The sequence below is a fragment of the Burkholderia sp. AU4i genome, from assembly GCF_000466765.1.
GTDB classification, from domain to species: Bacteria; Pseudomonadota; Gammaproteobacteria; order Burkholderiales; family Burkholderiaceae; genus Burkholderia; species Burkholderia cepacia.
Window position 1 is genome coordinate 21,285 of the sequence record NZ_ASSI01000075.1, and the last position, 21,818, is coordinate 43,102.

At 69.1% G+C, this 21,818-nt stretch carries 20 protein-coding genes; 11 read left to right on the forward strand and 9 right to left on the reverse strand.

Features of this window, described 5'->3' with window-relative positions; all coding sequences use genetic code 11:
- Positions 1 to 31 precede the first annotated feature (31 nt).
- The 4 genes from prpB to prpF all read left to right on the forward strand — a co-directional run bounded on the left by prpB (position 32) and on the right by prpF (position 6,110).
- A complete protein-coding gene (gene prpB / locus L810_RS17710) occupies positions 32 to 925 on the forward strand; it encodes a methylisocitrate lyase (RefSeq protein WP_021159664.1) in 894 nt (297 codons plus the stop codon).
- Positions 926 to 1,040: 115 nt separating this feature from the next.
- A complete protein-coding gene (prpC, locus tag L810_RS17715) occupies positions 1,041 to 2,213 on the forward strand; it encodes a bifunctional 2-methylcitrate synthase/citrate synthase (RefSeq protein WP_031400290.1) in 1,173 nt (390 codons plus the stop codon).
- A gap of 82 nt (positions 2,214 to 2,295) precedes the next feature.
- Positions 2,296 to 4,890: a Fe/S-dependent 2-methylisocitrate dehydratase AcnD gene (gene acnD, locus L810_RS17720; RefSeq protein WP_021159666.1), complete on the forward strand. Its 2,595-nt coding sequence runs from the start codon at positions 2,296 to 2,298 to the stop codon at positions 4,888 to 4,890.
- 26 nt (positions 4,891 to 4,916) lie between these two features.
- On the forward strand, positions 4,917 to 6,110 hold the full coding sequence (gene prpF, locus L810_RS17725; protein ID WP_021159667.1) for a 2-methylaconitate cis-trans isomerase PrpF: 1,194 nt from the start codon (positions 4,917 to 4,919) through the stop codon (positions 6,108 to 6,110).
- Positions 6,111 to 6,168: 58 nt separating this feature from the next.
- Here the strand turns inward: prpF and L810_RS17730 are convergent, their stop codons facing one another.
- The 7 genes from L810_RS17730 to L810_RS17760 all read right to left on the reverse strand — a co-directional run bounded on the left by L810_RS17730 (position 6,169) and on the right by L810_RS17760 (position 13,688).
- Entirely contained in the window at positions 6,169 to 7,107 is a 939-nt protein-coding gene (locus L810_RS17730; protein WP_021159668.1) for an alpha/beta hydrolase, read from the reverse strand.
- Positions 7,108 to 7,145: 38 nt separating this feature from the next.
- Positions 7,146 to 8,300: an acyl-CoA dehydrogenase family protein gene (locus tag L810_RS17735; protein WP_021159669.1), complete on the reverse strand. Its 1,155-nt coding sequence runs from the start codon at positions 8,298 to 8,300 to the stop codon at positions 7,146 to 7,148.
- Positions 8,301 to 8,338: 38 nt separating this feature from the next.
- Positions 8,339 to 9,661, reverse strand: a complete 1,323-nt coding sequence (locus tag L810_RS17740) for an MFS transporter (protein WP_021159670.1) — start codon at positions 9,659 to 9,661, stop codon at positions 8,339 to 8,341.
- Positions 9,662 to 9,671: 10 nt separating this feature from the next.
- On the reverse strand, positions 9,672 to 10,724 hold the full coding sequence (locus L810_RS17745) for a porin (protein WP_021159671.1): 1,053 nt from the start codon (positions 10,722 to 10,724) through the stop codon (positions 9,672 to 9,674).
- An 84-nt stretch (positions 10,725 to 10,808) separates the two neighbouring features.
- Positions 10,809 to 11,609 (reverse strand): enoyl-CoA hydratase/isomerase family protein, encoded by an 801-nt coding sequence (locus L810_RS17750; protein ID WP_021159672.1) that lies wholly within the window; start codon positions 11,607 to 11,609, stop codon positions 10,809 to 10,811.
- Complete coding sequence (locus L810_RS17755; protein ID WP_021159673.1) at positions 11,606 to 12,826, reverse strand: CaiB/BaiF CoA transferase family protein; 1,221 nt, start codon at positions 12,824 to 12,826, stop codon at positions 11,606 to 11,608. The genes L810_RS17750 and L810_RS17755 overlap by 4 nt, the downstream gene beginning before the upstream one ends.
- A 79-nt stretch (positions 12,827 to 12,905) precedes the next feature.
- Positions 12,906 to 13,688 (reverse strand): crotonase/enoyl-CoA hydratase family protein, encoded by a 783-nt coding sequence (locus L810_RS17760; protein WP_021159674.1) that lies wholly within the window; start codon positions 13,686 to 13,688, stop codon positions 12,906 to 12,908.
- A 134-nt stretch (positions 13,689 to 13,822) separates the two neighbouring features.
- On the opposite strand from L810_RS17760, the gene L810_RS17765 reads away from it, so the two are divergent.
- The 4 genes from L810_RS17765 to L810_RS17780 all read left to right on the forward strand — a co-directional run bounded on the left by L810_RS17765 (position 13,823) and on the right by L810_RS17780 (position 16,483).
- Entirely contained in the window at positions 13,823 to 14,590 is a 768-nt protein-coding gene (locus L810_RS17765) for an IclR family transcriptional regulator (RefSeq protein WP_021159675.1), read from the forward strand.
- 86 nt (positions 14,591 to 14,676) lie between these two features.
- On the forward strand, positions 14,677 to 15,729 hold the full coding sequence (locus tag L810_RS17770) for a CaiB/BaiF CoA transferase family protein (RefSeq protein WP_021159676.1): 1,053 nt from the start codon (positions 14,677 to 14,679) through the stop codon (positions 15,727 to 15,729).
- A gap of 117 nt (positions 15,730 to 15,846) precedes the next feature.
- Positions 15,847 to 16,095 (forward strand): type II toxin-antitoxin system Phd/YefM family antitoxin, encoded by a 249-nt coding sequence (locus L810_RS17775; RefSeq protein ID WP_042975153.1) that lies wholly within the window; start codon positions 15,847 to 15,849, stop codon positions 16,093 to 16,095.
- Between the two features lie 22 nt (positions 16,096 to 16,117).
- The gene (locus L810_RS17780; protein WP_373453101.1) at positions 16,118 to 16,483 is read left to right on the forward strand and encodes a type II toxin-antitoxin system RelE family toxin; all 366 of its coding nucleotides are present in this window, start codon (positions 16,118 to 16,120) and stop codon (positions 16,481 to 16,483) included.
- On the opposite strand, the gene L810_RS17785 is transcribed toward L810_RS17780, so the two are convergent.
- A complete protein-coding gene (locus L810_RS17785) occupies positions 16,431 to 16,874 on the reverse strand; it encodes a PaaI family thioesterase (protein ID WP_021159678.1) in 444 nt (147 codons plus the stop codon). The two genes, L810_RS17780 and L810_RS17785, sit on opposite strands and share 53 nt — an antisense overlap.
- 271 nt (positions 16,875 to 17,145) lie before the next feature.
- Between L810_RS17785 and L810_RS17790 the strand changes: the two genes are divergently transcribed.
- The gene (locus L810_RS17790; protein WP_021159679.1) at positions 17,146 to 18,765 is read left to right on the forward strand and encodes a methyl-accepting chemotaxis protein; all 1,620 of its coding nucleotides are present in this window, start codon (positions 17,146 to 17,148) and stop codon (positions 18,763 to 18,765) included.
- On the opposite strand, the gene L810_RS17795 is transcribed toward L810_RS17790, so the two are convergent.
- Positions 18,738 to 19,847, reverse strand: coding sequence for an AGE family epimerase/isomerase (locus L810_RS17795; protein WP_021159680.1), 1,110 nt, complete (start codon positions 19,845 to 19,847; stop codon positions 18,738 to 18,740). The two genes, L810_RS17790 and L810_RS17795, sit on opposite strands and share 28 nt — an antisense overlap.
- A gap of 115 nt (positions 19,848 to 19,962) precedes the next feature.
- Between L810_RS17795 and L810_RS17800 the strand changes: the two genes are divergently transcribed.
- Positions 19,963 to 20,661, forward strand: a complete 699-nt coding sequence (locus L810_RS17800; protein ID WP_021159681.1) for an MgtC/SapB family protein — start codon at positions 19,963 to 19,965, stop codon at positions 20,659 to 20,661.
- A gap of 92 nt (positions 20,662 to 20,753) precedes the next feature.
- On the forward strand, positions 20,754 to 21,818 hold a 1,065-nt coding region (locus L810_RS48700; RefSeq protein WP_218921735.1), incomplete at its 3' end, for a flagellar hook-length control protein FliK.

The window sequence follows — 21,818 nt, forward strand, 5'->3', positions numbered from 1 at the left end:
TGTTATCAGGCATTCCATCAGGAGGCCGTTCATGAGCAACACGCATCTTCAGAGCGCCGGCGCGAAATTCCGCGCGGCAGTCGCGGCCGAGCAGCCGCTGCAGGTGGTCGGCGCGATCACCGCGTACGCGGCCAAGATGGCGCAGGCCGTCGGCTTCAAGGCCGTGTACCTGTCGGGTGGCGGCGTCGCCGCGAACTCGCTCGGGATCCCCGACCTCGGCATCAGCACGATGGAAGACGTGCTGATCGACGCGAACCGGATCACCAACGCGACCGACCTGCCGCTGCTGGTCGACATCGATACGGGCTGGGGCGGCGCGTTCAACATCGCGCGCACGGTGCGCTCGTTCATCAAGGCCGGCGTCGCGGCCGTGCACATGGAAGACCAGGTCGGCCAGAAGCGCTGCGGCCACCGTCCGGGCAAGGAAGTCGTGCCGACCGACGAAATGGCCGACCGCATCAAGGCCGCGGTCGATGCCCGCACCGACGACCAGTTCGTGATCATGGCGCGCACCGACGCGGCCGCGGCCGAAGGGATCGACTCGGCGATCGAGCGCGCGGTGGCTTACGTCGAAGCCGGCGCGGACATGATCTTCCCGGAAGCGATGAAGACGCTCGACGACTATCGCCGCTTCAAGGCGGCCGTGAAGGTGCCGATCCTCGCGAACCTGACCGAGTTCGGTTCGACGCCGTTCTTCACCACCGACGAACTGCGCGAGGCGAACGTCGACATCGCGCTGTACTGCTGCGGCGCGTATCGCGCGATGAACAAGGCCGCGCTGAATTTCTACGAGACGGTGCGTCGCGACGGCACGCAGAAGGCGGCCGTGCCGACCATGCAGACGCGCGCCGAGCTGTACGACTTCCTCGGTTATCACGAATACGAGCGCAAGCTCGACGAGCTGTTCGCGCAGGGCAAGAAGTAACGCGGCCCGCGTGCCGGGCACGATTCCCGGAACGACTTGCATGAAACCGGGCCGCGCGCACCTGTGCCGCGCCCGGCGGACATGACACCCCCGATACATATTGGAGAACGGAAAGATGAGCGAGACGAAAGACGCAGCAGCACCGGCCGCCGCAGGCGCATTCAAGCCGAAGAAGTCGGTGGCGCTGTCGGGCGTGACGGCCGGCAACACGGCGCTGTGCACGGTCGGCAAGACCGGCAACGACCTGCACTATCGCGGCTACGACATTCTCGACGTCGCCGAGTCGTGCGAATTCGAGGAAATCGCGCACCTGCTCGTTCACGGCACGCTGCCGAACCTGACCGAACTGGCCGCGTACAAGACCAAGCTGCGCGCGCTGCGCGGCCTGCCGAACGCGCTGAAGGCCGCGCTCGAGCAGATCCCGGCGTCCGCGCACCCGATGGACGTGATGCGCACGGGCGTGTCGGTGCTCGGCACCGTGCTGCCGGAGAAGGACGACCACAACCTGCCGGGCGCGCGCGACATCGCCGACCGCCTGATGGCATCGCTCGGTTCGATGCTGCTGTACTGGTATCACTTCTCGCATAACGGCAAGCGCATCGAGACGGAAACCGACGACGACTCGATCGGCGGCCACTTCCTGCACCTGCTGCACGGCAAGACGCCGTCGAAGTCGTGGGTCGAGGCGATGCACACGTCGCTGATCCTGTACGCGGAGCACGAATTCAACGCGTCGACGTTCACCGGCCGCGTGATCGCGGGCACGGGCTCGGACATCTACTCGGCGATCACCGGCGCGATCGGCGCGCTGCGCGGGCCGAAGCACGGCGGCGCGAACGAAGTCGCGTATGAAATCCAGAGCCGCTACAGCTCGCCGGACGACGCCGAAGCCGACATCCGCCGCCGCGTCGAGAACAAGGAAGTCGTGATCGGCTTCGGCCACCCGGTCTACACGATCTCCGATCCGCGCAACAAGGTGATCAAGGGCGTCGCGCACAAGCTGTCGAAGGAAGCGGGCGACCTGAAGCTGTACAACATCGCCGAGCGCCTCGAATCGGTGATGTGGGAAGCGAAGAAGATGTTCCCGAACCTCGACTGGTTCAGCGCGGTGTCGTATCACATGATGGGCGTGCCGACCGCGATGTTCACGCCGCTGTTCGTGATTTCGCGCACGTCGGGCTGGAGCGCGCACATCATCGAGCAGCGCATCGACAACAAGATCATCCGCCCGAGCGCGAACTACACCGGTCCGGAAGACCTGCAGTTCGTGCCGATCGAGAAGCGCTGAAACGCCCGCCGCGCGCGCCGGCGCCCGTGATGCGGGCTGCCGGCGCGCGCGGAACGTCTTACCCCGAATTCCGCCCCACATCATGAATACCGCCAACCGCAAACCCCTGCCCGGCACGTCGCTGGACTATTTCGACGCGCGCGCCGCGGTCGACGCGATCGCGCCCGGCGCCTACGACACGCTGCCGTACACGTCGCGCGTGCTCGCCGAAAACCTCGTGCGCCGTTGCGATCCGGCGATCCTCGCCGATTCGCTGAAGCAGATCATCGAGCGCAAGCGCGAACGCGATTTCCCGTGGTTCCCGGCGCGGGTCGTGTGCCACGACATCCTCGGGCAGACGGCGCTCGTCGACCTCGCGGGCCTGCGCGACGCGATCGCCGATGGCGGCGGCGACCCGGCGAAGGTGAACCCGGTCGTGCCCGTGCAGCTGATCGTCGACCACTCGCTCGCCGTCGAGTGCGGCGGCTTCGATCCGGACGCGTTCGCGAAGAACCGCGCGATCGAGGATCGCCGCAACGAGGATCGCTTCCACTTCATCGAGTGGACGAAGAAGGCGTTCGAGAACGTCGACGTGATCCCGCCGGGCAACGGCATCATGCACCAGATCAACCTCGAGAAGATGTCGCCGGTGATCCAGGCGCAGGACGGCGTCGCGTACCCGGACACCTGCGTCGGCACCGACAGCCACACGCCGCACGTCGACGCGCTCGGCGTGATCGCGATCGGCGTCGGCGGGCTCGAAGCGGAGAACGTGATGCTGGGCCGCGCGTCGTGGATGCGCCTGCCCGACATCGTCGGCGTCGAGCTGACCGGCAAGCGCCAGCCCGGCATCACAGCGACCGACATCGTGCTCGCGCTGACCGAGTTCCTGCGCAAGGAAAAGGTGGTCGGCGCGTATCTGGAATTCCGTGGCGAAGGCGCGGCGAGCCTCACGCTCGGCGATCGCGCGACGATCTCGAACATGGCGCCCGAGTACGGCGCGACGGCCGCGATGTTCTTCATCGACGGCCAGACGACCGACTACCTGCGCCTCACCGGCCGCAGCGACGAGCAGGTGAAGCTCGTCGAGACCTACGCGAAGGCGGCGGGCCTGTGGGCCGATACGCTCGCGAACGCGCAATACGAACGCACGCTGACGTTCGACCTGTCGAGCGTCGTGCGCAACATGGCCGGCCCGTCGAACCCGCACAAGCGGCTGCCGACGTCCGACCTCGCCGCGCGCGGGATCGCCGGCCAGTGGGAAGAGAAGGCAGGCGAGATGCCCGACGGCGCGGTGATCATCGCCGCGATCACGAGCTGCACGAACACCAGCAACCCGCGCAACGTGATTGCGGCGGCCCTGCTCGCGCGCAACGCGAATGCGCGCGGCCTCACGCGCAAGCCGTGGGTGAAGAGCTCGCTCGCGCCCGGCTCGAAGGCGGTCGAGCTGTACCTGGAAGAAGCGAACCTGCTGCCCGAACTCGAGAAGCTCGGCTTCGGCATCGTCGCGTTCGCGTGCACGACCTGCAACGGGATGTCGGGTGCGCTCGACCCGAAGATCCAGCAGGAGATCGTCGATCGCGACCTGTACGCGACGGCCGTGTTGTCCGGCAACCGCAACTTCGACGGCCGCATCCACCCGTATGCGAAGCAGGCGTTCCTCGCGTCGCCGCCGCTCGTCGTCGCGTATGCGATCGCCGGCACGATCCGCTTCGACATCGAGAAGGACGTGCTCGGCCACGATCAGGACGGCAAGCCCGTCACGCTGAAGGACATCTGGCCGACCGACGAGGAGATCGACGCGATCGTCGCGTCGAGCGTGAAGCCCGAGCAGTTCCGCAAGGTCTACGAGCCGATGTTCGCGCGCAGCGCCGATGCGGGCGAGCGCGCGGCGCCGCTGTACGACTGGCGCCCGCAGAGCACGTACATCCGCCGCCCGCCGTACTGGGAAGGCGCGCTGGCCGGCGAACGCACGCTGCAGGGCATGCGCCCGCTCGCGGTGCTCGGCGACAACATCACGACCGACCACCTGTCGCCGTCGAACGCGATCCTGCTGGACAGCGCGGCCGGCGAATACCTCGCGAAGATGGGCCTGCCGGAAGAAGACTTCAACTCGTACGCGACGCACCGGGGAGACCACCTGACCGCCCAGCGCGCGACCTTCGCGAACCCGACGCTGATCAACGAGATGGCGGTGGTCGACGGCGCGGTGAAGAAGGGTTCGCTCGCGCGCGTCGAGCCGGAAGGCAAGGTCATGCGGATGTGGGAAGCGATCGAGACGTACATGAATCGCAAGCAGCCGCTGATCGTCGTGGCCGGCGCCGACTACGGCCAGGGCTCGTCGCGCGACTGGGCCGCGAAGGGCGTGCGGCTCGCGGGCGTCGAGGCGATCGCCGCCGAAGGCTTCGAGCGGATCCACCGCACGAACCTGATCGGGATGGGCGTGCTGCCGCTCGAGTTCAAGCCGGGCACGAACCGGACGACGCTCGGCATCGACGGCACCGAAACCTTCGACGTGATCGGCGAGCGCACGCCGCGCGCCGACCTGACGCTCGTGATTCACCGCAAGAACGGCGAGCGCGTCGAGGTGCCGATGACGTGCCGGCTCGATACGGCGGAGGAAGTGTCGATCTACGAGGCGGGCGGCGTGCTGCAGCGTTTCGCGCAGGACTTCCTCGAATCGTCGCAGGCAGCCTGACCGGCGCACACAGGGATAACGCAAACATGGCTCACATTCCTCAAATCAGGATTCCCGCGACCTATATCCGCGGCGGCACCAGCAAGGGTGTGTTCTTCAGGCTGCAGGACCTGCCGGATGCCGCGCAGGCGCCGGGCGCCGCGCGCGACGCGCTGCTGCTGCGCGTGATCGGCAGCCCCGATCCGTACGGCAAGCAGATCGACGGGATGGGCGGCGCGACGTCGTCCACCAGCAAGACCGTGATCGTGTCGAAGAGCACGCGGCCCGGCCACGACGTCGACTACCTGTTCGGGCAGGTCGCGATCGACCGCGCGTTCGTCGACTGGACCGGCAACTGCGGCAACCTGTCGGCGGCCGTCGGCCCGTTCGCGATCAGCGGCGGGCTCGTCGATCCGTCGCGCGTGCCGCGCGACGGCGTCGCGACCGTGCGGATCTGGCAGGCGAACATCGGCAAGACGATCGTGGCGCACGTGCCGATCGTGAACGGCGCGGTGCAGGAGACGGGCGACTTCGAGCTGGACGGCGTCACGTTCCCGGCCGCCGAAGTGCAGCTCGAATTCATGGACCCGGCCGCCGAGGAGGAGGGCGCGGGCGGGTCGATGTTCCCGACCGGCAATCTTGTCGACGATCTCGCGGTGCCGGGTGTCGGCACACTGAAGGCGACGATGATCAACGCGGGCATCCCGACGATCTTCGTCGACGCGGAAGCGATCGGCTATACGGGCACCGAGCTGCAGGACGCGATCAACGGCGATGCGAAGGCGCTCGAGAAGTTCGAGACGATCCGCGCGCACGGCGCGCTGCGCATGGGCCTGATCGACACGCTCGATGAAATCGCGACGCGGCAGCACACGCCGAAGATCGCGTTCGTCGCGAAGCCGGCCGATTACGTCGCGTCGAGCGGCAAGCACGTGAACGCGGGTGACGTCGACCTGCTGGTGCGCGCGATGTCGATGGGCAAGCTGCACCACGCGATGATGGGCACGGCGGCGGTTGCGATCGGCACGGCCGCGGCGATCCCCGGCACGCTCGTCAACCTGGCGGCGGGCGGCGGCGAACGTAACGCGGTGCGCTTCGGGCATCCGTCGGGCACGCTGCGCGTCGGCGCGGAAGCGCAGCAGCAGGAGAACGGCGAGTGGACCGTCACCAAGGCGATCATGAGCCGCAGCGCGCGCGTGTTGATGGAAGGCTGGGTGCGGGTGCCGGGCGACGCGTTCTGATCGTTGCCGGTGGTATCGGCGCAGATGCGGGCGGCTTCGGCCGCCCGCGTCGTTTTCGTCAGCCGTGCAGGAAGCGGCGCAGTGCGTCGTGGCTCAGGCGGCGCGCCGTTTCGGCGATGCGCGCGCCGGGCACGATGTCGAAACCGTGCACGCCGCCGGGCAGCACGTGCAGTTCGGTCGGCACGCCCGCGCGGAGCAGGCGCTGCGCATAGTCGAGGTTTTCGTCGAGGAACAGGTCGAGCGAGCCGACCGAAAGGAACGCGGGCGGCAGGCCGTCGAGCCGCGTGGCGCGCGCGGCGGCCGCGTAGGGCGACACGCCGTCGATGCCCGGCGCGTGACCGAGCAGCGAGGTCCAGCCGAACCGGTTGTTGGCCGCGTGCCAGACGAACTCGCCGGCATGCGGGTGCGGCGTGCGCGTGCAGGTGCGATCGTCGAGCATCGGGTAGATCAGATGCTGGAACGCGAGCCGGTATTCGCCGCGGTCGCGGGCCAGCAGCGCCAGCGACGCGGCGAGTCCGCCGCCCGCGCTCTCGCCCGCCACGCCGATCCGCGACGCATCGATGCCGAGCGTATCGGCGTGGCGGAAGACCCATGCGAGCGCCGCGTAGCAATCCTCGATCGCGCCGGGAAACGCGGTTTCCGGCGCGAGCCGGTAGTCGACCGAGATCAGCGCGCAGCCGAGTTGCGTCACGAGCGACCGGTGCACCGCCTCGAGATCCTTCGCCTTGCCGCGCACGAAGCCGCCGCCGTGCAGGTGAACGATCGCCGGAAGTGGCCGCACGTGATGGTCGGGCAGGTAGACGAGAACCGGCACGTCCGGCGCACCGGCGGGGCCGGGCACCGTGCGGCGTTCGAGCGTGCTGCCTGCCAGGTCGGGCGGCGGCAGCGGCAGCACGCGTTCGCGCGACTGCGCGAGGTTGTCGATGCCGAGCGTGACGGTCGGCCAGGTCTCGAGCAGCGGGCGGATTTCAGGGTCGACGAGATGCAGGGTGTCCAACGCATGGCTCCATCGTGAAGGTGGGCGGTGCACGGCGGTCAGAGCACGCTGCGCGCGATGACCCAACGGTGCACCTCGGTCGGGCCTTCGAAGATGCGCATCAGCCGCGCTTCGCTGGCCATCTGCTGCAACGGCATTTCCTTCGTCATGCCCATCGCGCCGAGCGCCTGCATCGCATGATCGATGACGCTCGACGCCATTTCGGTGGCGAACACCTTGACCATCGAGATCTGCGTGCGTGCATCCTGCCCGGCATCCACGCGCGCGGCCGCTTCGTAGGTCATGAGGCGGCATGCGTGGATCTGCGTGAGCGCGTCGGCGACCCACCACTGGATCGCCTGGCGTTCCGCGAGCGGCACGCCGAAGGTCTTGCGCTGTTTCGCATGGTCGCACAGCATCGCGACCGCGCGCTCGGCGCGGCCGATGCACCATGCGGCCATCTCCAGACGTCGGTTCGCGAGCCGTGCCTGCATCGGCGCGAAGCCGGCACCTTCCTGGCCCAGCAGTTGCGCGGCGGGAATGCGGCAGTCGTCCAGCACGATTTCGTAGGTCGACAGCCCGCCGATCATCGGGATCCGCCGTTCGATGATGAAACCGGGCGTGCCGCGATCGACGATGAACGCCGACATGCCGCCGCGCTTGCCCTTGCTTCGATCGGTGAGCGCCATCACGATCGTCCAGTCGGCTTCGGGCGCGTGGCTGATCCAGATCTTCCGTCCGTTCAGCACCCAGCTGTCACCGTCGCGCACGGCCGTCGTCGACAGCGCGCCCGGGTCCGAGCCGGCGCCCGGCTCGGAGATCGCCATCGCGGCACGCGTGATGCCGCGTGCGTACGGGTCGAGATAACGCGCGCGCTGCGCGTCGTCGGCCACGTCGCACAGCATCCGCAGGTTCGGCGAATCGGGCGGCAGGATGTACGGCGTCACGGTCGTGCCGATCGCTTCGTTGACGCCGACCATCGCGACGGCCGGCAGGTCCGAGCCGCCGGCGTCGAGCGGCGCGTCGAGGCCCCACAGGCCGAGTTGCCGGGAACGCTCGTCGAGATGTGCGCGTTCTTCGTCGAGCAGCCCGAAGCGCTGGCCATCGGCCTCGCGGGCCATGACCGCTGCTTCGAGCGGGATCAGCTCGTCCTGCACGAAACGTGCGACGAGGTCGCGGATCATCCGGTGTTCGAGTTCAAGGTCGAAATTCATGGGAGTCGATGAGGGTGGGTAAAGGGAGGTCGATGCCGTCAGCCGGCGTTCGTGCGCGACACCGCGCGGGTGCGCAGCGTGCCGAGCAAGGCGACGGCGCCGGCCGCGAGCAGCGCGGCGTTGAAATAGAGGCCGCCGCGCATCGACCCGGTGGCCGTGTTGAGCACGCCCATCAGGAACGGGCTCGCGAACCCGCCGATCGCGCCGGACATCGTGATCGCCGCGATCGCGACCGCCATCGAGCGCTTCGGCAGCGCGAGCCCCGGCAGCACCCAGAACGCGGGCAGCGCCGCGGCGTGCGTGGCGACCGCGACGCAGAGCGCGATCATCAGGTGCGAAGTGCCGGTGGTGCTTGCCAGCCCGGCGAGCGCGGCCGCGCATGCGAGCATCGCCACTGCGCCGTGCCCGCGCCATTCGCGCCGCCGCTCGGTGCGCCAGCCCATCGCGAGCATGCCGACGATGCCGCACAGGTAGGGCAGCGCGGACAGCACCCCGATCCGCATCGCGCCATGCAGGCCGCCGCGATGCAGGATCACGGGCATCCAGAACACGAGTGCGTAGCCGGCGGCCGCGATCGCGAAATTGGCCGCGCACAACAGCCAGAAATCGCGGTGCGCAAGCAGCGGCCGTGCCGCGTTCGCGTCCGGCGTGCCGGCTTCGGCGTGCGCGTGCGCGGCGCGCAGCGCGGCCTTGTCGGCGTCCGACAGCCAGCGCGCGTCGTCCGGCCGGTCGTCGAGAAAGCGCAGCGCGACGAGGCCGAGCACGCTGCTCGGCAGCCCTTCGACGAGGAACAGCCACTGCCAGCCGCTCAGGCCGGCGGCGCCGTCGAAGAACGAGAGGATGGCGCCCGACACGGGGCCGGCGATCAGCCCGGCGAGGTACAGCGCGGTCATGAACAACGCGAACGCCTTCGCGCGCTGCCGCGGCGGATACCACGCGCCGAGATGGAACAGGATGCCGGGGAAGAAGCCGGCCTCGAACACGCCGAGCAGGAAGCGGCACGCGTAGAACTGCGCGGGTGTCGTGACGAACATCGTCGCGGCCGAGCCGAGCCCCCACAGCACCATGATCCGGGCAATCGTCTTGCGTGCGCCGATCCGCGCCAGCAGCGCGTTGCTCGGAATCTCGAACGCCATGTAGCCGATGAAGAAGATGCCCGCGCCGAGCCCGTAGACGGCGTCGGAGAAGTGCAGTTCGGCGGCCATTTGCGCGTGCGCGAAACCGATGTTGATCCGGTCGATGAACGACAGCGTGTAGCAGAGGATCAGGAACGGCAGCAGCCGGCGCGAGATCCGGCGGTAGAGCGCCTGCGTCGCGCGATCGCCGGCGGCGGCCGCGTGAGTGGAAAGGGTCGGGGTCATGGGCACTCCGTCAGAAGCGGTGGGCGATGCCGAGCGCGAACACCTGCCCGGTGCCGCCCGGTTGCGGCTGCAGGCCGACGACGACCGTGTTGCGGGCGTCGCCGCCGTTCTTCACGTACAGATAGCGGGCATAGAGCGACGTGCGCTTCGACAGCGGATGGTCGTAGCCGACGCCGAGCGCGGTCGCGTCGTTCGCCGAGCCTTTCACGTCGCGACGCACGACCGAGACGAGCACGCGATCGAGCGCGCCGACGTTGATCGACGCGCCGGCGCTCGCGGTCGAGAACGCCGGCAGGTGCGGCGCCGTGCCGACGCCGTACAGGAACGCGGCGTACAGCTTGACGCGCGCGAACGCGTAGTTGGCCGCGAACACGTAGTGGCGCGTCGTCGACGGCGAGACGACGGGCGCCAGGTTGCCGGCCGACGTGTCGCCCTGGAAGCCGGCGCCGAGATAGAGCCCGCCGACCCGGTACTGGAGCCCGGCGCCGTAGTTGCGCCCGGCCTGCGTGGACAGCGCGTTGGGCGTCGGAAAGCCGTACGTGGCCATCACGCGCAGGCCGTTCCAGTCGGGGCTCAGATACGACGCCGCCTGGTTGAAGCGCGGAATCGGCGGCGTCGTGTTGCTCGTGATCGTGTCCGTCGACGTCGCGAGCAGCGCGAGCGGCGACAGCCGTTCGTTGAGCCCGAACGGATCGCCGTCGTACACGATGTAGAACGCGGGCGTGTATTGGCGGCCGAGCCGAAGGTCGCCGTAGCGCGTGTTCTGCAGCGATACGTAGGCCTGCCGGTAAAACAGCGTGCCGCCCTGGAACGATCCGTCGGCCGGCGAGAAGCCGCTTTCCAGCACGAACTTCGTCGACGTGCCGCCGCCGAGATCCTCGACGCCCGTCAGTCCGACGCGGCTCGTCGACGATCCGCCGCCGCTTTGCCGCAGGCTCGACAGGCTGCCGATGCGGTCGAATTCGACGTAGCTGTCGACGATCCCGTACAGCGTGACCGACGATGCGTGCGCCGGCGTGGCGCTCAGCACGCACGCGCCGATCAGGAATGCTTTCCGTTGCATGAAGGTGTCTCCGTTCCATGTCTTGTTGTGGCGCGCCCGCGTTCTGGGAGCGGTTGCGCGCGGGGTGCTGCCGTTCGCGTCGGTTCAGCGCCCCTTGAATGCCGGCTTGCGTTTCTCGAGAAACGCGCGGGCGCCCTCGATCCGGTCCTCGCTCGCGTAGACGTCGGGGCCGACGTCCAGCCGCAGCGCGGCGGCCACCGGCAGCCCCTGGCTGCGTGTCGCGGTTTCCTTGATGCGGCGGATCGTGAGCGGCGCGTTTTCGGAGATCGTCTGCGCCAGTTCGCGCACGGTGTCGTCGAGTGCGGCGGCGGGGACGACGCGGTTCAGCAAGCCGATGCGCTGCGCCTCGTCCGCGTCGAAGCGGCGGCCCGTGAACAGCAGCTCCATCGCGATCGCGCGCGGCAGCAGGCTCGGCAGCAGCACGCTCGCGAAGTTCGCGCCCATCCCGACGCGCGCCTCGGGCAGCGCGAAGGTCGCGTGATCGGCGGCGATCCGCAGGTCGCACGCGAGCGCGATTTCAAAGCCGCCGCCGACGGCGAAGCCGTTGATGGCCGCGATGGTCGGCTTGCGCAGTTCCAGGATCAGCTCGTGCACGTTGCGGGCGAGCCCGCGCATCGGCCGCATCCCGCGTATTTCGGGATCGCCGAGGTCGATCCCGGCGCTGAAGGCCCGTTCGCCGGCACCCCGGATCACGATCGCGCGTATCGCCGGGTTGTCGTCGAGCGTGACCAGTTCGTCGCACAGGCGCCGGATCGCGTCGGCGGACAGCGCGTTGGCGACGTGCGGGCGATGGATCGTCAGCCACGCGATGCCGTCGTGGTCGTTGCGCAGGATCGACGGGGCGTCGTCGCCCGTCAGCGAGGAAAATGCGCCCGGCGTGGTCATGACGCGCTCCCGGCAGCATTCGCGCGCGTGTCGTGGAGCACGCCCGCCCGCCGCAACGCATCCCGACGGGCCGCGTCGATACCGAACGCGTCGAGCACGGCGTCGGTATCGGCGGCGAACGGCTGCGGCGGCCGGCGTATCGATCCGGGCGTACGGGAAAGCTTGGCGGGGATGCCCGCGCCGGTGTACGTGTCGGTGTCGACGAACATCGCGTTGCGCGCCGCCTGCGGATGGCCGAACGCGTCGGCGACGGTGTTCACCGGCCCCGTCGCGACGCCGGCCTGCATCAGCCGCTCGACGACCTCGTCGGCGCGGAGTTCGGCGGTCAGTTGCCCGAGCAGCGTGTCGAGCGCATCGCGATGCGCGACGCGCTGCGCGTTGGTCGCGAACCGTGGATCGTGCGCCAGCTCGGGCACGCCGAGCGCTTCGACGAGGCGCGCAAACGTGCGATTGTTGCCGGCGCCGGTCGCGACCGGCTTGTCCTTGCACGGATAGACGCCGTACGGCGCGATCGCGCCGTACACGTTGCCGGTCGCGACGGGAACCTCGCCCGTCGCCATCCAGCTCGTGCTGACCGGATGCAGCATCGACAGCGCCGTGCTGAACAGGTCGATGTCGACGTGCTGGCCGAGGCCGGAGCGCGTCCGTTCGACCAGCGCAAGCAGGACGCTCGATACGGCGCTCATGCCGGCCGCGAAGTCGACGACCGGAAACGGCACCTTGAGCGGCATGCCGCCCGGCTCGCCGTTGATCGACATGAAGCCGGCGAGGCCTTGCGCGACGGCGTCGTAGCCCGGAAACCGCGCGAGCGGGCCGTCGGTGCCGTATCCGGAGATCGAGCAGTGGACGAGGCGCGGAAAGCGCTCGCGTAGGCAGTCTGCGTAGCCGATGCCCCAGCGTTCGAGCGTGCCCTGCTTGAAGTTGTCGACCAGCACGTCGGCTGTCTCGAGCAGGCGGAACAGCACGTCGCGTCCGTCGGGATGCGACAGGTCGAGCGCGAGATTGAGCTTGTTGCGGTTGAGCCCCCAGTAGTAGCTGGAGAGGCCGTTCGGCATCGCGGGCCCCCAGTCGCGCGTTTCGTCGCCCTGCGGCGGTTCGATCTTGATGACGTCCGCGCCGTGGTCCGCGAGCGTCTGCGCGCAGAACGGCCCCGCATAGACGCGGCTCAGGTCCACCACACGCACGCCTGCAAGCGCGCCTTCGTTACTGCTGGTCATGACGATGTCTCCTTCGATGGGGATGCGATGCGCCGGCAGACCGGCACGCGCCGGCTGCACGGCCGTGATGCGTCGGGGTTCAGCCGCGTGCGGCAAAGAGTGCGTCGACCGCCGCGCGATGTTCCGGGGTCGCGTGCGCGAACGCCTGGTACGACGCCGACAGGTCGAGCACCGTGTCGAGGCTTGCATGGCGGCTTTCGCGCAGCAGGCGCTTGGTCAGGCGCAGCGCGGTGCCCGAGTGGCGGGCGATGCGGCCGGCCAGTTCGTGGGCGTGCGTGAGGAGGTCGGCGTCGGGCACGACACGCGACACGAGCCCGCAGCGCAGCGCGGCCTGCGCGTCCAGTGCATCGCCCGTGAACGACATTTCCGCGGCGACGGCGGCGCCGACGATCTGCGGCAGGAACCACGCGCCGCCGTCGCCGGGCACGAGGCCGAGGGCGATGAAGCTCTCGGCGAAGCGCGCGCGGTCGGCGGCGATGCGGATGTCGCACATGCACGCGAGGTCGGTGCCGGCGCCGATCGCCGGGCCGTTGACCGCCGCGATGGCCGGCACCTCGAGTTGCTGGAACGCCCGTGCAAGGCGCTGAATGCCGCGGCGGTAGCTGGACCGGATCGCGGCAGGATCGTGCGACTCCGATTCCATGAAGGCGCGCATCGCCTTCACGTTGCCGCCCGACGAGAACGTCGTGCCGGCGCCGGTCAGGACCAGCACGCGGATCGACTCGTCGCGGTTCGCGTCGTCGCAGCATTCGGTCAGCGCGTCGATCGCATCGGTGTCCGAAATGGCGTTGCGGGTTTCGGGACGGTTCATCGTGACGGTCAGGATCGGGCCCTGCCGTTCACGGATCAGAAAGGCTGCCATGATGTCTCCGTGTGTTCTGTGCCGCGGGGCTTCACGCCGCGGGCCGAAGCCTAGTATCGTCACGACGGTTGGCGGCGGGAAATTCCGTTCCACATATGTGGAAGGCCCGTCCCGGTTGCAGCGGAGAGGGCGGGATGAGCGGAAACGTGGTCAAGAGCGCGGCGCGCGTGTTCGAGGTGCTGGAACTCTTCAGCGCATTGCAGCGGCCGCTGAGCGTGCGCGAGATCGCCACGCGTTGCGGGTATCCGGGGTCGAGCGCGGCGGCGTTGCTGACCAGCATGAAGGCGCTCGGCTATCTTTCGTACGACGACGCAACCCACGCGTATGCGCCGACCGCACGGCTCGTCAACCTCGGCGAAGCGCTCGTCGATTCGGCGGCCGGCAGCCGGCGGCACTGGCATGCCGTCGCGAAACGGCTGGCGCTGCGCACGCACGAGGCGGTGGTGATCGCGGTGCAGAGCGACCTGTACGTGCAGTACATCGACGCGGTCGAGGGCTCGCATACGATTCCGATCCAGTTCTACGCGCCGATCGGCACGCGTCGCGAGATCTGCATGTCGGGGCTCGGCTGGGCGCTGCTGAGCCTTCAGCCGGACAGCACGATCCGCCGGCTCGTATCGCGCAGCATTCGCCGGATCGGGAAATCGGGCAGGACGATCGACGAGGACGTCGTGCTCGACAAGGTCGAACAGACGCGCCGGCTCGGTTATTCCTATTCGGCGCATACGGTCACGCAGGGCGCCGCGATGATCTCGATGGTGATCGCGGACGGCTGGAACGGCCTGCCGCTGGCCATGGGGGTGGCCGGGCCCGTCGAGCGGATCGGCGCGCGTCGCGACGCGATCGTGCGGGCGATGCGCGAGGCGCTGGACGCGCAGCGTCCGGATGCGGCGTCCGGCTAGCCGGACGAGGCCGGCGCACGCAGGCATTCGCATAGAATCGGGCGGTTTCGCCGCTCTTGTCCCGACTGCATTTCAGCGAGGCTGTCATGTCATTGAACGCGCCGCTTTCCGGCATCCACATCATCGAATTCGAAGGTCTCGGCCCCGGCCCGCTCGCGGGCTGGATGCTTGCCGGGATGGGCGCACGCATCACGCTGATCGCGCGCCCGGCCGGCCGCACGAGCGCGCCGGACGCATTGAAGGCCCGCGACGGCGACCTGCTGCGCGAAGGCAAGACGATCGTCGAACTCGACCTGAAGTCGCCGGCCGGCCGCGAGGCCGCGCTCGACCTGATCGCGCAGGCCGATGCGCTGATCGAGGGCCTGCGGCCCGGCGTGATGGAGCGGCTCGGCCTCGGGCCCGAAGATTGCGCGCGCCGCAATCCGAAGCTCGTGTACGGCCGGATGACCGGCTGGGGCCAGCACGGCCCGCTCGCGGCCGCGGCCGGGCACGACCTGAACTACGTCGCGCTGACGGGGCTGCTGTCGCTGTCCGCGCCGCGCGACGGCCGGCCTGGGTTGCCGCCGACCGTCGTCGGCGATGCGGGCGGCGCGCTCGGGCTCGCGTTCGGGATCGTCTGCGCGCTGTTCGACGTGCGCGGCGGCGGGCCGGGGCGGGTGGTCGACGGCGCGATCGTCGACATCGTGTCGATGCTCGGTTCGCTCGCGCTGTGGGCGCGCGCGAACGGGCAGCTCGACGGCGCGCAGCCGAGCCTGTTCCACGATGCGCCGTTCTACGACGTGTATCGCTGCGCGGACGGCGAGTGCGTGACGATCGGCGCGCTCGAGCCCCCGTTCTACGCGTTGCTGGTCGAACGGCTCGGGCTGACCGACGTCGATCCGGCGTCGCAGTACGACCGCGCACGCTGGCCTGCGCTGAAGGCGCGTTTCGCCGACGTGTTCGCGCAGCAGCCGTCCGCGTACTGGCGCGCGCTGCTCGAAGGCACCGACGTGTGTTTCGCGCCGGTGCTGAGCGTGGCCGACGCGGTCGCGCATCCGCATAACGTCGCACGCGGGATCTATCGAACGGACGAGAACGGCAACGTGCGCGCGCGGGTGGCGCCGCGGTTTTTGCCGCTGGCGGGGGATGAGGCCGAGTAGCGCGTCGAAGCGCGCGGTGAGGGAGCAAACCCGGCGTTATCTCGAGGGCATTCAGGACGGAGCCAAATCGGGTACCGAATAAGGTCTGGCGAAATTTCGATCGAATCAGGAGCGGACATGCCTCACACCATTCTGGCCAGCGTGACGGCGAGCGTTTCGGAGCTGAAGCGGAACCCGATGGGAACCGTGGCGGCGGGCGAGGGCTTCCCGGTCGCGATCCTGAACCACAACGAACCGGCGTTTTACTGCATCCCGGCGAAGACATGGGAGGCGATGGTCGAACGTCTCGAGGATATCGAAGACAACGCGCTCGTCGATTCGCGCGCCAACGGGAACATCGTCAAGGTCAAGCTGGTTGACCTTTGAGTTCGCGTTGCTCGAACCTGCGTTGAAGGCGTGGAAGAAGCTCGACCGCACCGTTCGCGATCGGTTCGAGGCGCGACTTGCCGAACGGCTCGAAAATCCTCGCATTCCTTCGGCCAGGCCGCGCGGTCAACTGGACCGCGACAAGATCGGGCTGCGCAGTGTCCGCTATTGCCTCGTGTACGACGTGCGCGAGGCGGAGGTCGTCGTGCGGGTGGTCGCGATGTGGCGTCGCGAACGCGATGCGGTCTGTCTCGCCGCGATGAAATGCCCGTGCGACACGCGCTGTGGCCTCGGCGTTTCGCGGCTTGTCTCGTCGAACCGGCCGGTGCCGCCCGTCAGGCCGTCTCTTCCGGCGCATCTGGCATCTTCCCGTCGCCGACGCGGTTGATCGTGCCTTGCGCGATCGCGACGAGCCGTTCGTGATCGCCGTCGATGACGAACACGTGACACTGGCAGGTCGCCTGGTGCCGGCCCGCGTACACGAGCTTCGCGCGCGCGACGAGCGTGCCGTTCACGGCCGGCCGCAGGTAGTTGATCTTGTATTCGGCCGTAATCACGCGCGGGCCCAGCACGAGCGCGCCGGCGAACGTCAGCGCGTTGTCCGCCAGGTAGCTGACGACGCCGCCGTGCACGAACCCGTGTTGCTGCCGCAGTTCGTCGCGCACGGGCAGGCACAGCGACACTTCGTTGTCGCCGATATGCATCAGCTCCGTGCCCAGCAGCATGCTGAACGGTTGCGCGCGCAATGCGCCGCGCGCGTGATCCGTGATGTCGGTCATCGAACTTCCTTCGCAATGAGTGCCCGCTTGCGCTGAACTCTAGGAAGGGGGCTGCGGATAAGCAAGGAAATTCGTCCGCATTTCGTGCAAATTCCGGCGCGATGCGACGCGATTATTGCGTCGAATATCGAAGATCCCCCGGTTTGCCGGCGATTCCGCGGGAATGCACGAGCAACGTGAACTTTGCCGTCTCCCGGTCCTAAAGTCCGACGAAGAAATGCCGCTAATGCCGGGGCATTGCCTCATCGTCCGCTTTCCAGGAATCTCCCCCATGTTCGGAAAAATCAAGCTCGCGTCGGGTCTGCTCGGCGTGTTGACCGTGTTCTGCCTTTTCCTGTTCGCGATCGAGGCGCTCGGCTTCTGGGCGCTCACGTCGACGCGCAGCGGCGTCGACGACCTGTCGAACGTCGCGATCACACAGGTCGGCGCGGCGAGCCAGGCCACCCAGCAGCTGCTCGACGCGCGCATCAACCTGTCGCGCGCCGGCACGCGGATGGTGCGCGGCGGCCCGAAGCCGGACGACATCATCCGCCATGCCGGCGCTTCGCTCGCGGAAGCCGACAAGGCGTTCGCCGCGCTGACGGCCGTGCAGCCGGTTGACGAGACCAACCGCGCGCGCGTCGCGGCGCTCACCGAGCGCTATCGCGCGCTGCGCGGCGCGCTGGGCGAACTCGTGCAGTTCCTCGACGCCGACAACATCCAGGCATTCCTCGACCAGCCGACGCAGAGCATCCAGGACGCCTATATCGCCGAGCTGCGCCGCTTCACCGACTACGGCGGCACATCGAGCCGCTCGGCGCTCGATACGATCGACGGCGGCATGCTGTGGTTCAAGTCGGTCGGCATCGTGCTGCTGGTGGCGATGCTCGTGGCGAGCGCGGCGATCTACGCGGCCGCGCGGCGCGCGGTCGTCGCGCCGCTGGAAGAAGCCGGCCGCCATTTCGAGCGGATCGCGCAGGGCCGGCTCGATGAAGTCGTGCGGGCAGACGGCGTGTTCGAGATCGACCGGATGCTGCGCGGCCTCGCGACGATGCAGACGAGCATCGCGGGCACCGTGCGCACGGTGCGCCAGGCATCCGATGCGATCCACCTGGGCGCGGGCGAGATCGCGGGCGGCAACGCCGACCTGTCGGCGCGCACCGGCACCCAGGCCGCGTCGCTCGAGGAAACGGCCGCGAGCATGGAGGAGCTGACGGCAACCGTCCGTCAGAACACCGACAGCGCACGCGCGGCGAGCGCGCTGGCCGATGCGGCGCTCGAGGCGACGAGCCACGGCGGCGGCGTGGTCGACAGCGTGATCGACCGGATGCGCGGCATCGCGCAGAGCTCGGGGCGGATCGCGGAGATCATCTCGGTGATCGACGGCATCGCGTTCCAGACCAACATCCTGGCGCTGAACGCGGCCGTGGAAGCCGCGCGGGCCGGCGAACAGGGCCGCGGCTTCGCGGTCGTCGCGGGCGAAGTGCGCTCGCTCGCGCAGCGCAGCGCGCAATCGGCGAAGGAGATCAAGGCGCTGATCGAGGATTCGGTCGCGCAGATCAACGGCGGCGCGGAGCTCGTCGAGCGCGCCGGCGAAGCGATGCGGACGGTGTCGACGTCGATCACGCGCGTCGTGCAGACGATGTCGGAGATCACCTCGGCGTCGGTCGAGCAGAGCGTCGGGATCGAGCAGGTGAACCAGGCCGTCACGCAGATGGATCAGCTCACGCAGCAGAACGCGGCGCTGGTCGAGGAAGTCGCGGCGGCGGCCGCGTCGCTGAACGACCAGACCGCGCACCTGATGCAGGCCGTGTCGGTATTCGAACTGGGCGATGGCCGTGCCGCGCGCGATGAACGCGCGGCGGCGTCGTTCGCCGGGACGGGTTACGAACCGGCCGGCAGCGCCGCGTAGGCGGTCGCGAGGTGGTAGGGCGTCGTCGACGGCATGTCGGCACGCGACACCTGCCCGTCGGCCGTCTTGCACTCGAACCAGCCGCGCGGATGCAGGAAGCGCGCGGCGAAGCGTTCGATCTGCCGCGCGAGCGGCGCGGAGGCCGGCGTGCCGCCGTGCGTCGCGAGCGCGCGCAGGTACTCCGTCTGCGCCCAGATCCGCTGCGTGCCGTCGACGCACGCACCTTGCGCACCGAGCGCCGCGCAGACGCCGCCCGTCTGCGGATCGACACCGTATTGCTCCGCAAAGCCGAACGCACGCGACAGCGCAGCGGGGAGCCCCGTTTGCGCGAGCCGCGCGCCGGCCGCATCGACCAGGTAGAACCACTCGAACTGATGACCGGGCTCGAAACGGTTGTCTGCCGCGCCGAGCGGCAGCTCGGCCACGCAGCCGGTCGCCGCGTCGACGAACGTGCGCTCGACGGCCTGCGCGGTGTGCGCGAGCGCGTCGTCGAACGCCGCGTCGCCGAAGGCATCGGCAGCTGCAAGCCACGCTTCGGTCAGGTGCATCAGCGGATTCTGCAGCGCCCCGCTGCCGGATGACGAGAAATCGGCGTGGCGCGCCGCATCGAGCAGCGCGTCGCCGGGATGCGGCGCGAAACGGTCGCGGATCAGCGCGGCGGTCTCCTCGGCCGTCGTGCGCGCGGCGGCGTCGCCCGACGCCGCATACCAGGCGGCACACGCGAACACGATGAATGCGTGCGTATAGAGATCCTTGGTCGTGTCGAGGGGCGCGCCCTGCGCGTCGACGCTGTAGATCCAGCCGCCGTGGCGCGTGTCGCGAAAGCGCCGGCCCAGCGCGTCGAACAGCGTGGCGGCGTGCGCGGTGTCGCCGGCCTGCGCGAACACGAACAGTTGCCGTGCGCACGCCATTGCGCGATAACGGGTCACGGGCAGCGGCGCGTGGGTGGCCGGATCGACGGCTTCGAACGGCAACTGCAATGTCTGGTCGAACCCTGAACCCCGCCAGATCGGCAAGACGACGTGCGCGAAATGGTGGCGCAGCTGGGCGGCCTGGGCGGAAGCGGAGTCGGAAACGGACATGACGGGGTTGAGCGCTGGGTTCGAAACGTGTCGGCGCGGCCCGGAGGATCGGCGCGGCCGGGGCCAAGGATAAAACATTCCGCGCGGCCGGCACCAAAAAAAGGAGATAAATCGCATGCTGAGCAACCTGGAACTCGTGATGCGGCTCGTACTCGCGGCGGCGCTCGGCAGCGTCATCGGCTTCGAGCGCGAGCGCCTGTCGTGGGCCGCCGGCCTGCGCACGCACATGCTCGTCTGTGTCGGTTCGACGCTGATCATGATCGTGTCGGCATTCGGTTTCGCCGACGTGCTCGGCAGCAGCGAGCACATCGTGCTCGATCCGTCGCGGATCGCCGCGCAGGTCGTGTCGGGCATCGGCTTCCTCGGCGCGGGTTCGATCCTGCTGCGCGGCGAGATCGTGCGCGGGCTGACGACCGCCGCGAGCCTGTGGTCAGTCGCCGCGATCGGCCTTGCGGTGGGGGGCGGGCTGTACGTCGCGTCGATTTCGGCGACGATCATCATCCTGATCATCCTGGCCGGCATCAAGCCGCTGGAGCGGCGCTATTTCACGGTGCGGCAGCGCCGCCAGGTCGCGCTGACGGTCGTGAGCGGCGCGCTGAACTTCGATTCGCTGCACGCGGCGCTCGGCCCGGACAGTGCGCGCGTGAAGCAGTTCATCGTGCAGCGTGCCGACGACACGGGCGAGCACGACGAGGTGCGCATCGCGCTCGCGCGGGTGTCGGCGCTCGAATACCAGGCGATCTGCGACAAGCTGCGCGCGCTGAAGGGCGTGACGCGTTTTGAAGAGGGCAACGGGCTACCGGGCGACGAATAGGCTGAATCGGCAACGGGGCATGCGACAATGGCCGACCACCGATTCCGTTCGACATCCGGTTCCGTGTTCGCGGGCCCCGCTATCCGATCTCCATGACCGAATCCGTTTCCTCGCCTCGCTCCCGTTCCCGTTCCAATCGTTCATCGGCCCGTTCCCGCCAGCGCTCGGCTGCTGCCGCGGGGAGTACGTCCGCGAGGGCGACGGCGCGGTCCGGCAGTGCGCCGGCCGCCGACGCGTCGCGGGACGAGCGCACGCTCGACCTGTTCGGCGATCCGGTGTTCGAGCCGGGCGAGCGCGCGCCGGTTGCGGTTCGCGACGAAGCGGGTGCGCAGGCCGATGCAGCGGCCGATATCGCGGACGATGTGGCCTCCGGGCGGCAGCCCGCGCTGGACGGGTTCGGTGCGCGGGAAGGGGCGGGCGCGGCGGCACATGCGGAAGCGGTAGAGGGCGCGGTGATGCCGGAACTCGCGACGGTGGCCCATGGCGTTTCGGTGCCGCAAGGGGAGGAGGTTGCAGATGCCGACATCGTGCCGGCGTCCGGGGCGGTTGCGATGAAGGCGGTCGATATTCCGCTGGCCGGTGGTGTTGCGATGACGGCGGTCGATGTTGCCGTGGCCGGTGGTGTTGCAACGAAGGCCGCCGATGTGCCCGCGGCCGACGCCGTCACGATGGTGGCGACCAGGCTGCAAGCGGCCGATGGTGCGGCGCCGAAGGTGACCGAAACGCAAGCAGCTGGCGGTGAAGGCGAGAAGGCTGTTGTCGCTGCCGCCGCCGTCAAATCCCGCGAAGGGCGATCTTCCGGCGACGCCGTGAAGGAGCGTCGCGCGTCGTCGGGCGGCAAACGTCGGGCGGCTGCCGGTGCAAGCGACGCGACAGCAGAGCAATCTGCGCCAGTCGTGACGAGCGTCGACACGGCGCGAGCGGCGGCCGGGGCGAGCCCGGCACCGGACGCGGTGTCGATCGTCGAGCCGCAGGCGTCGGCGGAGCCGACCAAGCCGGCAATTGCCGCGAACCCGGCGAACCCTGGGAACCCGGCGAACCCGGCGAACCCGGCGAACCCGGCGAACCCGGCGAACCCGGCGAACCCGGCGAACCCGGCGAACCCGGCGAACCCGGCGAACCCGGCGAACCCGGCGAACACGGCGAACACGGCGAAC

What these genes read in the sequence shown, in the direction of transcription:
- prpB (WP_021159664.1), top strand. Translation starts at nt 32, where the DNA reads ATGAGCAACACGCATCTTCAGAGCGCCGGCGCGAAATTCCGCGCGGCA.
- L810_RS17785 (WP_021159678.1), bottom strand. Translation starts at nt 16,874, where the DNA reads ATGACCGACATCACGGATCACGCGCGCGGCGCATTGCGCGCGCAACCG.
- acnD (WP_021159666.1), top strand. Translation starts at nt 2,296, where the DNA reads ATGAATACCGCCAACCGCAAACCCCTGCCCGGCACGTCGCTGGACTAT.
- L810_RS17775 (WP_042975153.1), top strand. Translation starts at nt 15,847, where the DNA reads ATGCCTCACACCATTCTGGCCAGCGTGACGGCGAGCGTTTCGGAGCTG.
- L810_RS17735 (WP_021159669.1), bottom strand. Translation starts at nt 8,300, where the DNA reads ATGAATTTCGACCTTGAACTCGAACACCGGATGATCCGCGACCTCGTC.
- L810_RS17765 (WP_021159675.1), top strand. Translation starts at nt 13,823, where the DNA reads ATGAGCGGAAACGTGGTCAAGAGCGCGGCGCGCGTGTTCGAGGTGCTG.
- L810_RS17745 (WP_021159671.1), bottom strand. Translation starts at nt 10,724, where the DNA reads ATGCAACGGAAAGCATTCCTGATCGGCGCGTGCGTGCTGAGCGCCACG.
- prpC (WP_031400290.1), top strand. Translation starts at nt 1,041, where the DNA reads ATGAGCGAGACGAAAGACGCAGCAGCACCGGCCGCCGCAGGCGCATTC.
- L810_RS17770 (WP_021159676.1), top strand. Translation starts at nt 14,677, where the DNA reads ATGTCATTGAACGCGCCGCTTTCCGGCATCCACATCATCGAATTCGAA.
- L810_RS17750 (WP_021159672.1), bottom strand. Translation starts at nt 11,609, where the DNA reads ATGACCACGCCGGGCGCATTTTCCTCGCTGACGGGCGACGACGCCCCG.
- prpF (WP_021159667.1), top strand. Translation starts at nt 4,917, where the DNA reads ATGGCTCACATTCCTCAAATCAGGATTCCCGCGACCTATATCCGCGGC.
- L810_RS17795 (WP_021159680.1), bottom strand. Translation starts at nt 19,847, where the DNA reads ATGTCCGTTTCCGACTCCGCTTCCGCCCAGGCCGCCCAGCTGCGCCAC.
- L810_RS17760 (WP_021159674.1), bottom strand. Translation starts at nt 13,688, where the DNA reads ATGGCAGCCTTTCTGATCCGTGAACGGCAGGGCCCGATCCTGACCGTC.
- L810_RS17755 (WP_021159673.1), bottom strand. Translation starts at nt 12,826, where the DNA reads ATGACCAGCAGTAACGAAGGCGCGCTTGCAGGCGTGCGTGTGGTGGAC.
- L810_RS17800 (WP_021159681.1), top strand. Translation starts at nt 19,963, where the DNA reads ATGCTGAGCAACCTGGAACTCGTGATGCGGCTCGTACTCGCGGCGGCG.
- L810_RS17790 (WP_021159679.1), top strand. Translation starts at nt 17,146, where the DNA reads ATGTTCGGAAAAATCAAGCTCGCGTCGGGTCTGCTCGGCGTGTTGACC.
- L810_RS17740 (WP_021159670.1), bottom strand. Translation starts at nt 9,661, where the DNA reads ATGACCCCGACCCTTTCCACTCACGCGGCCGCCGCCGGCGATCGCGCG.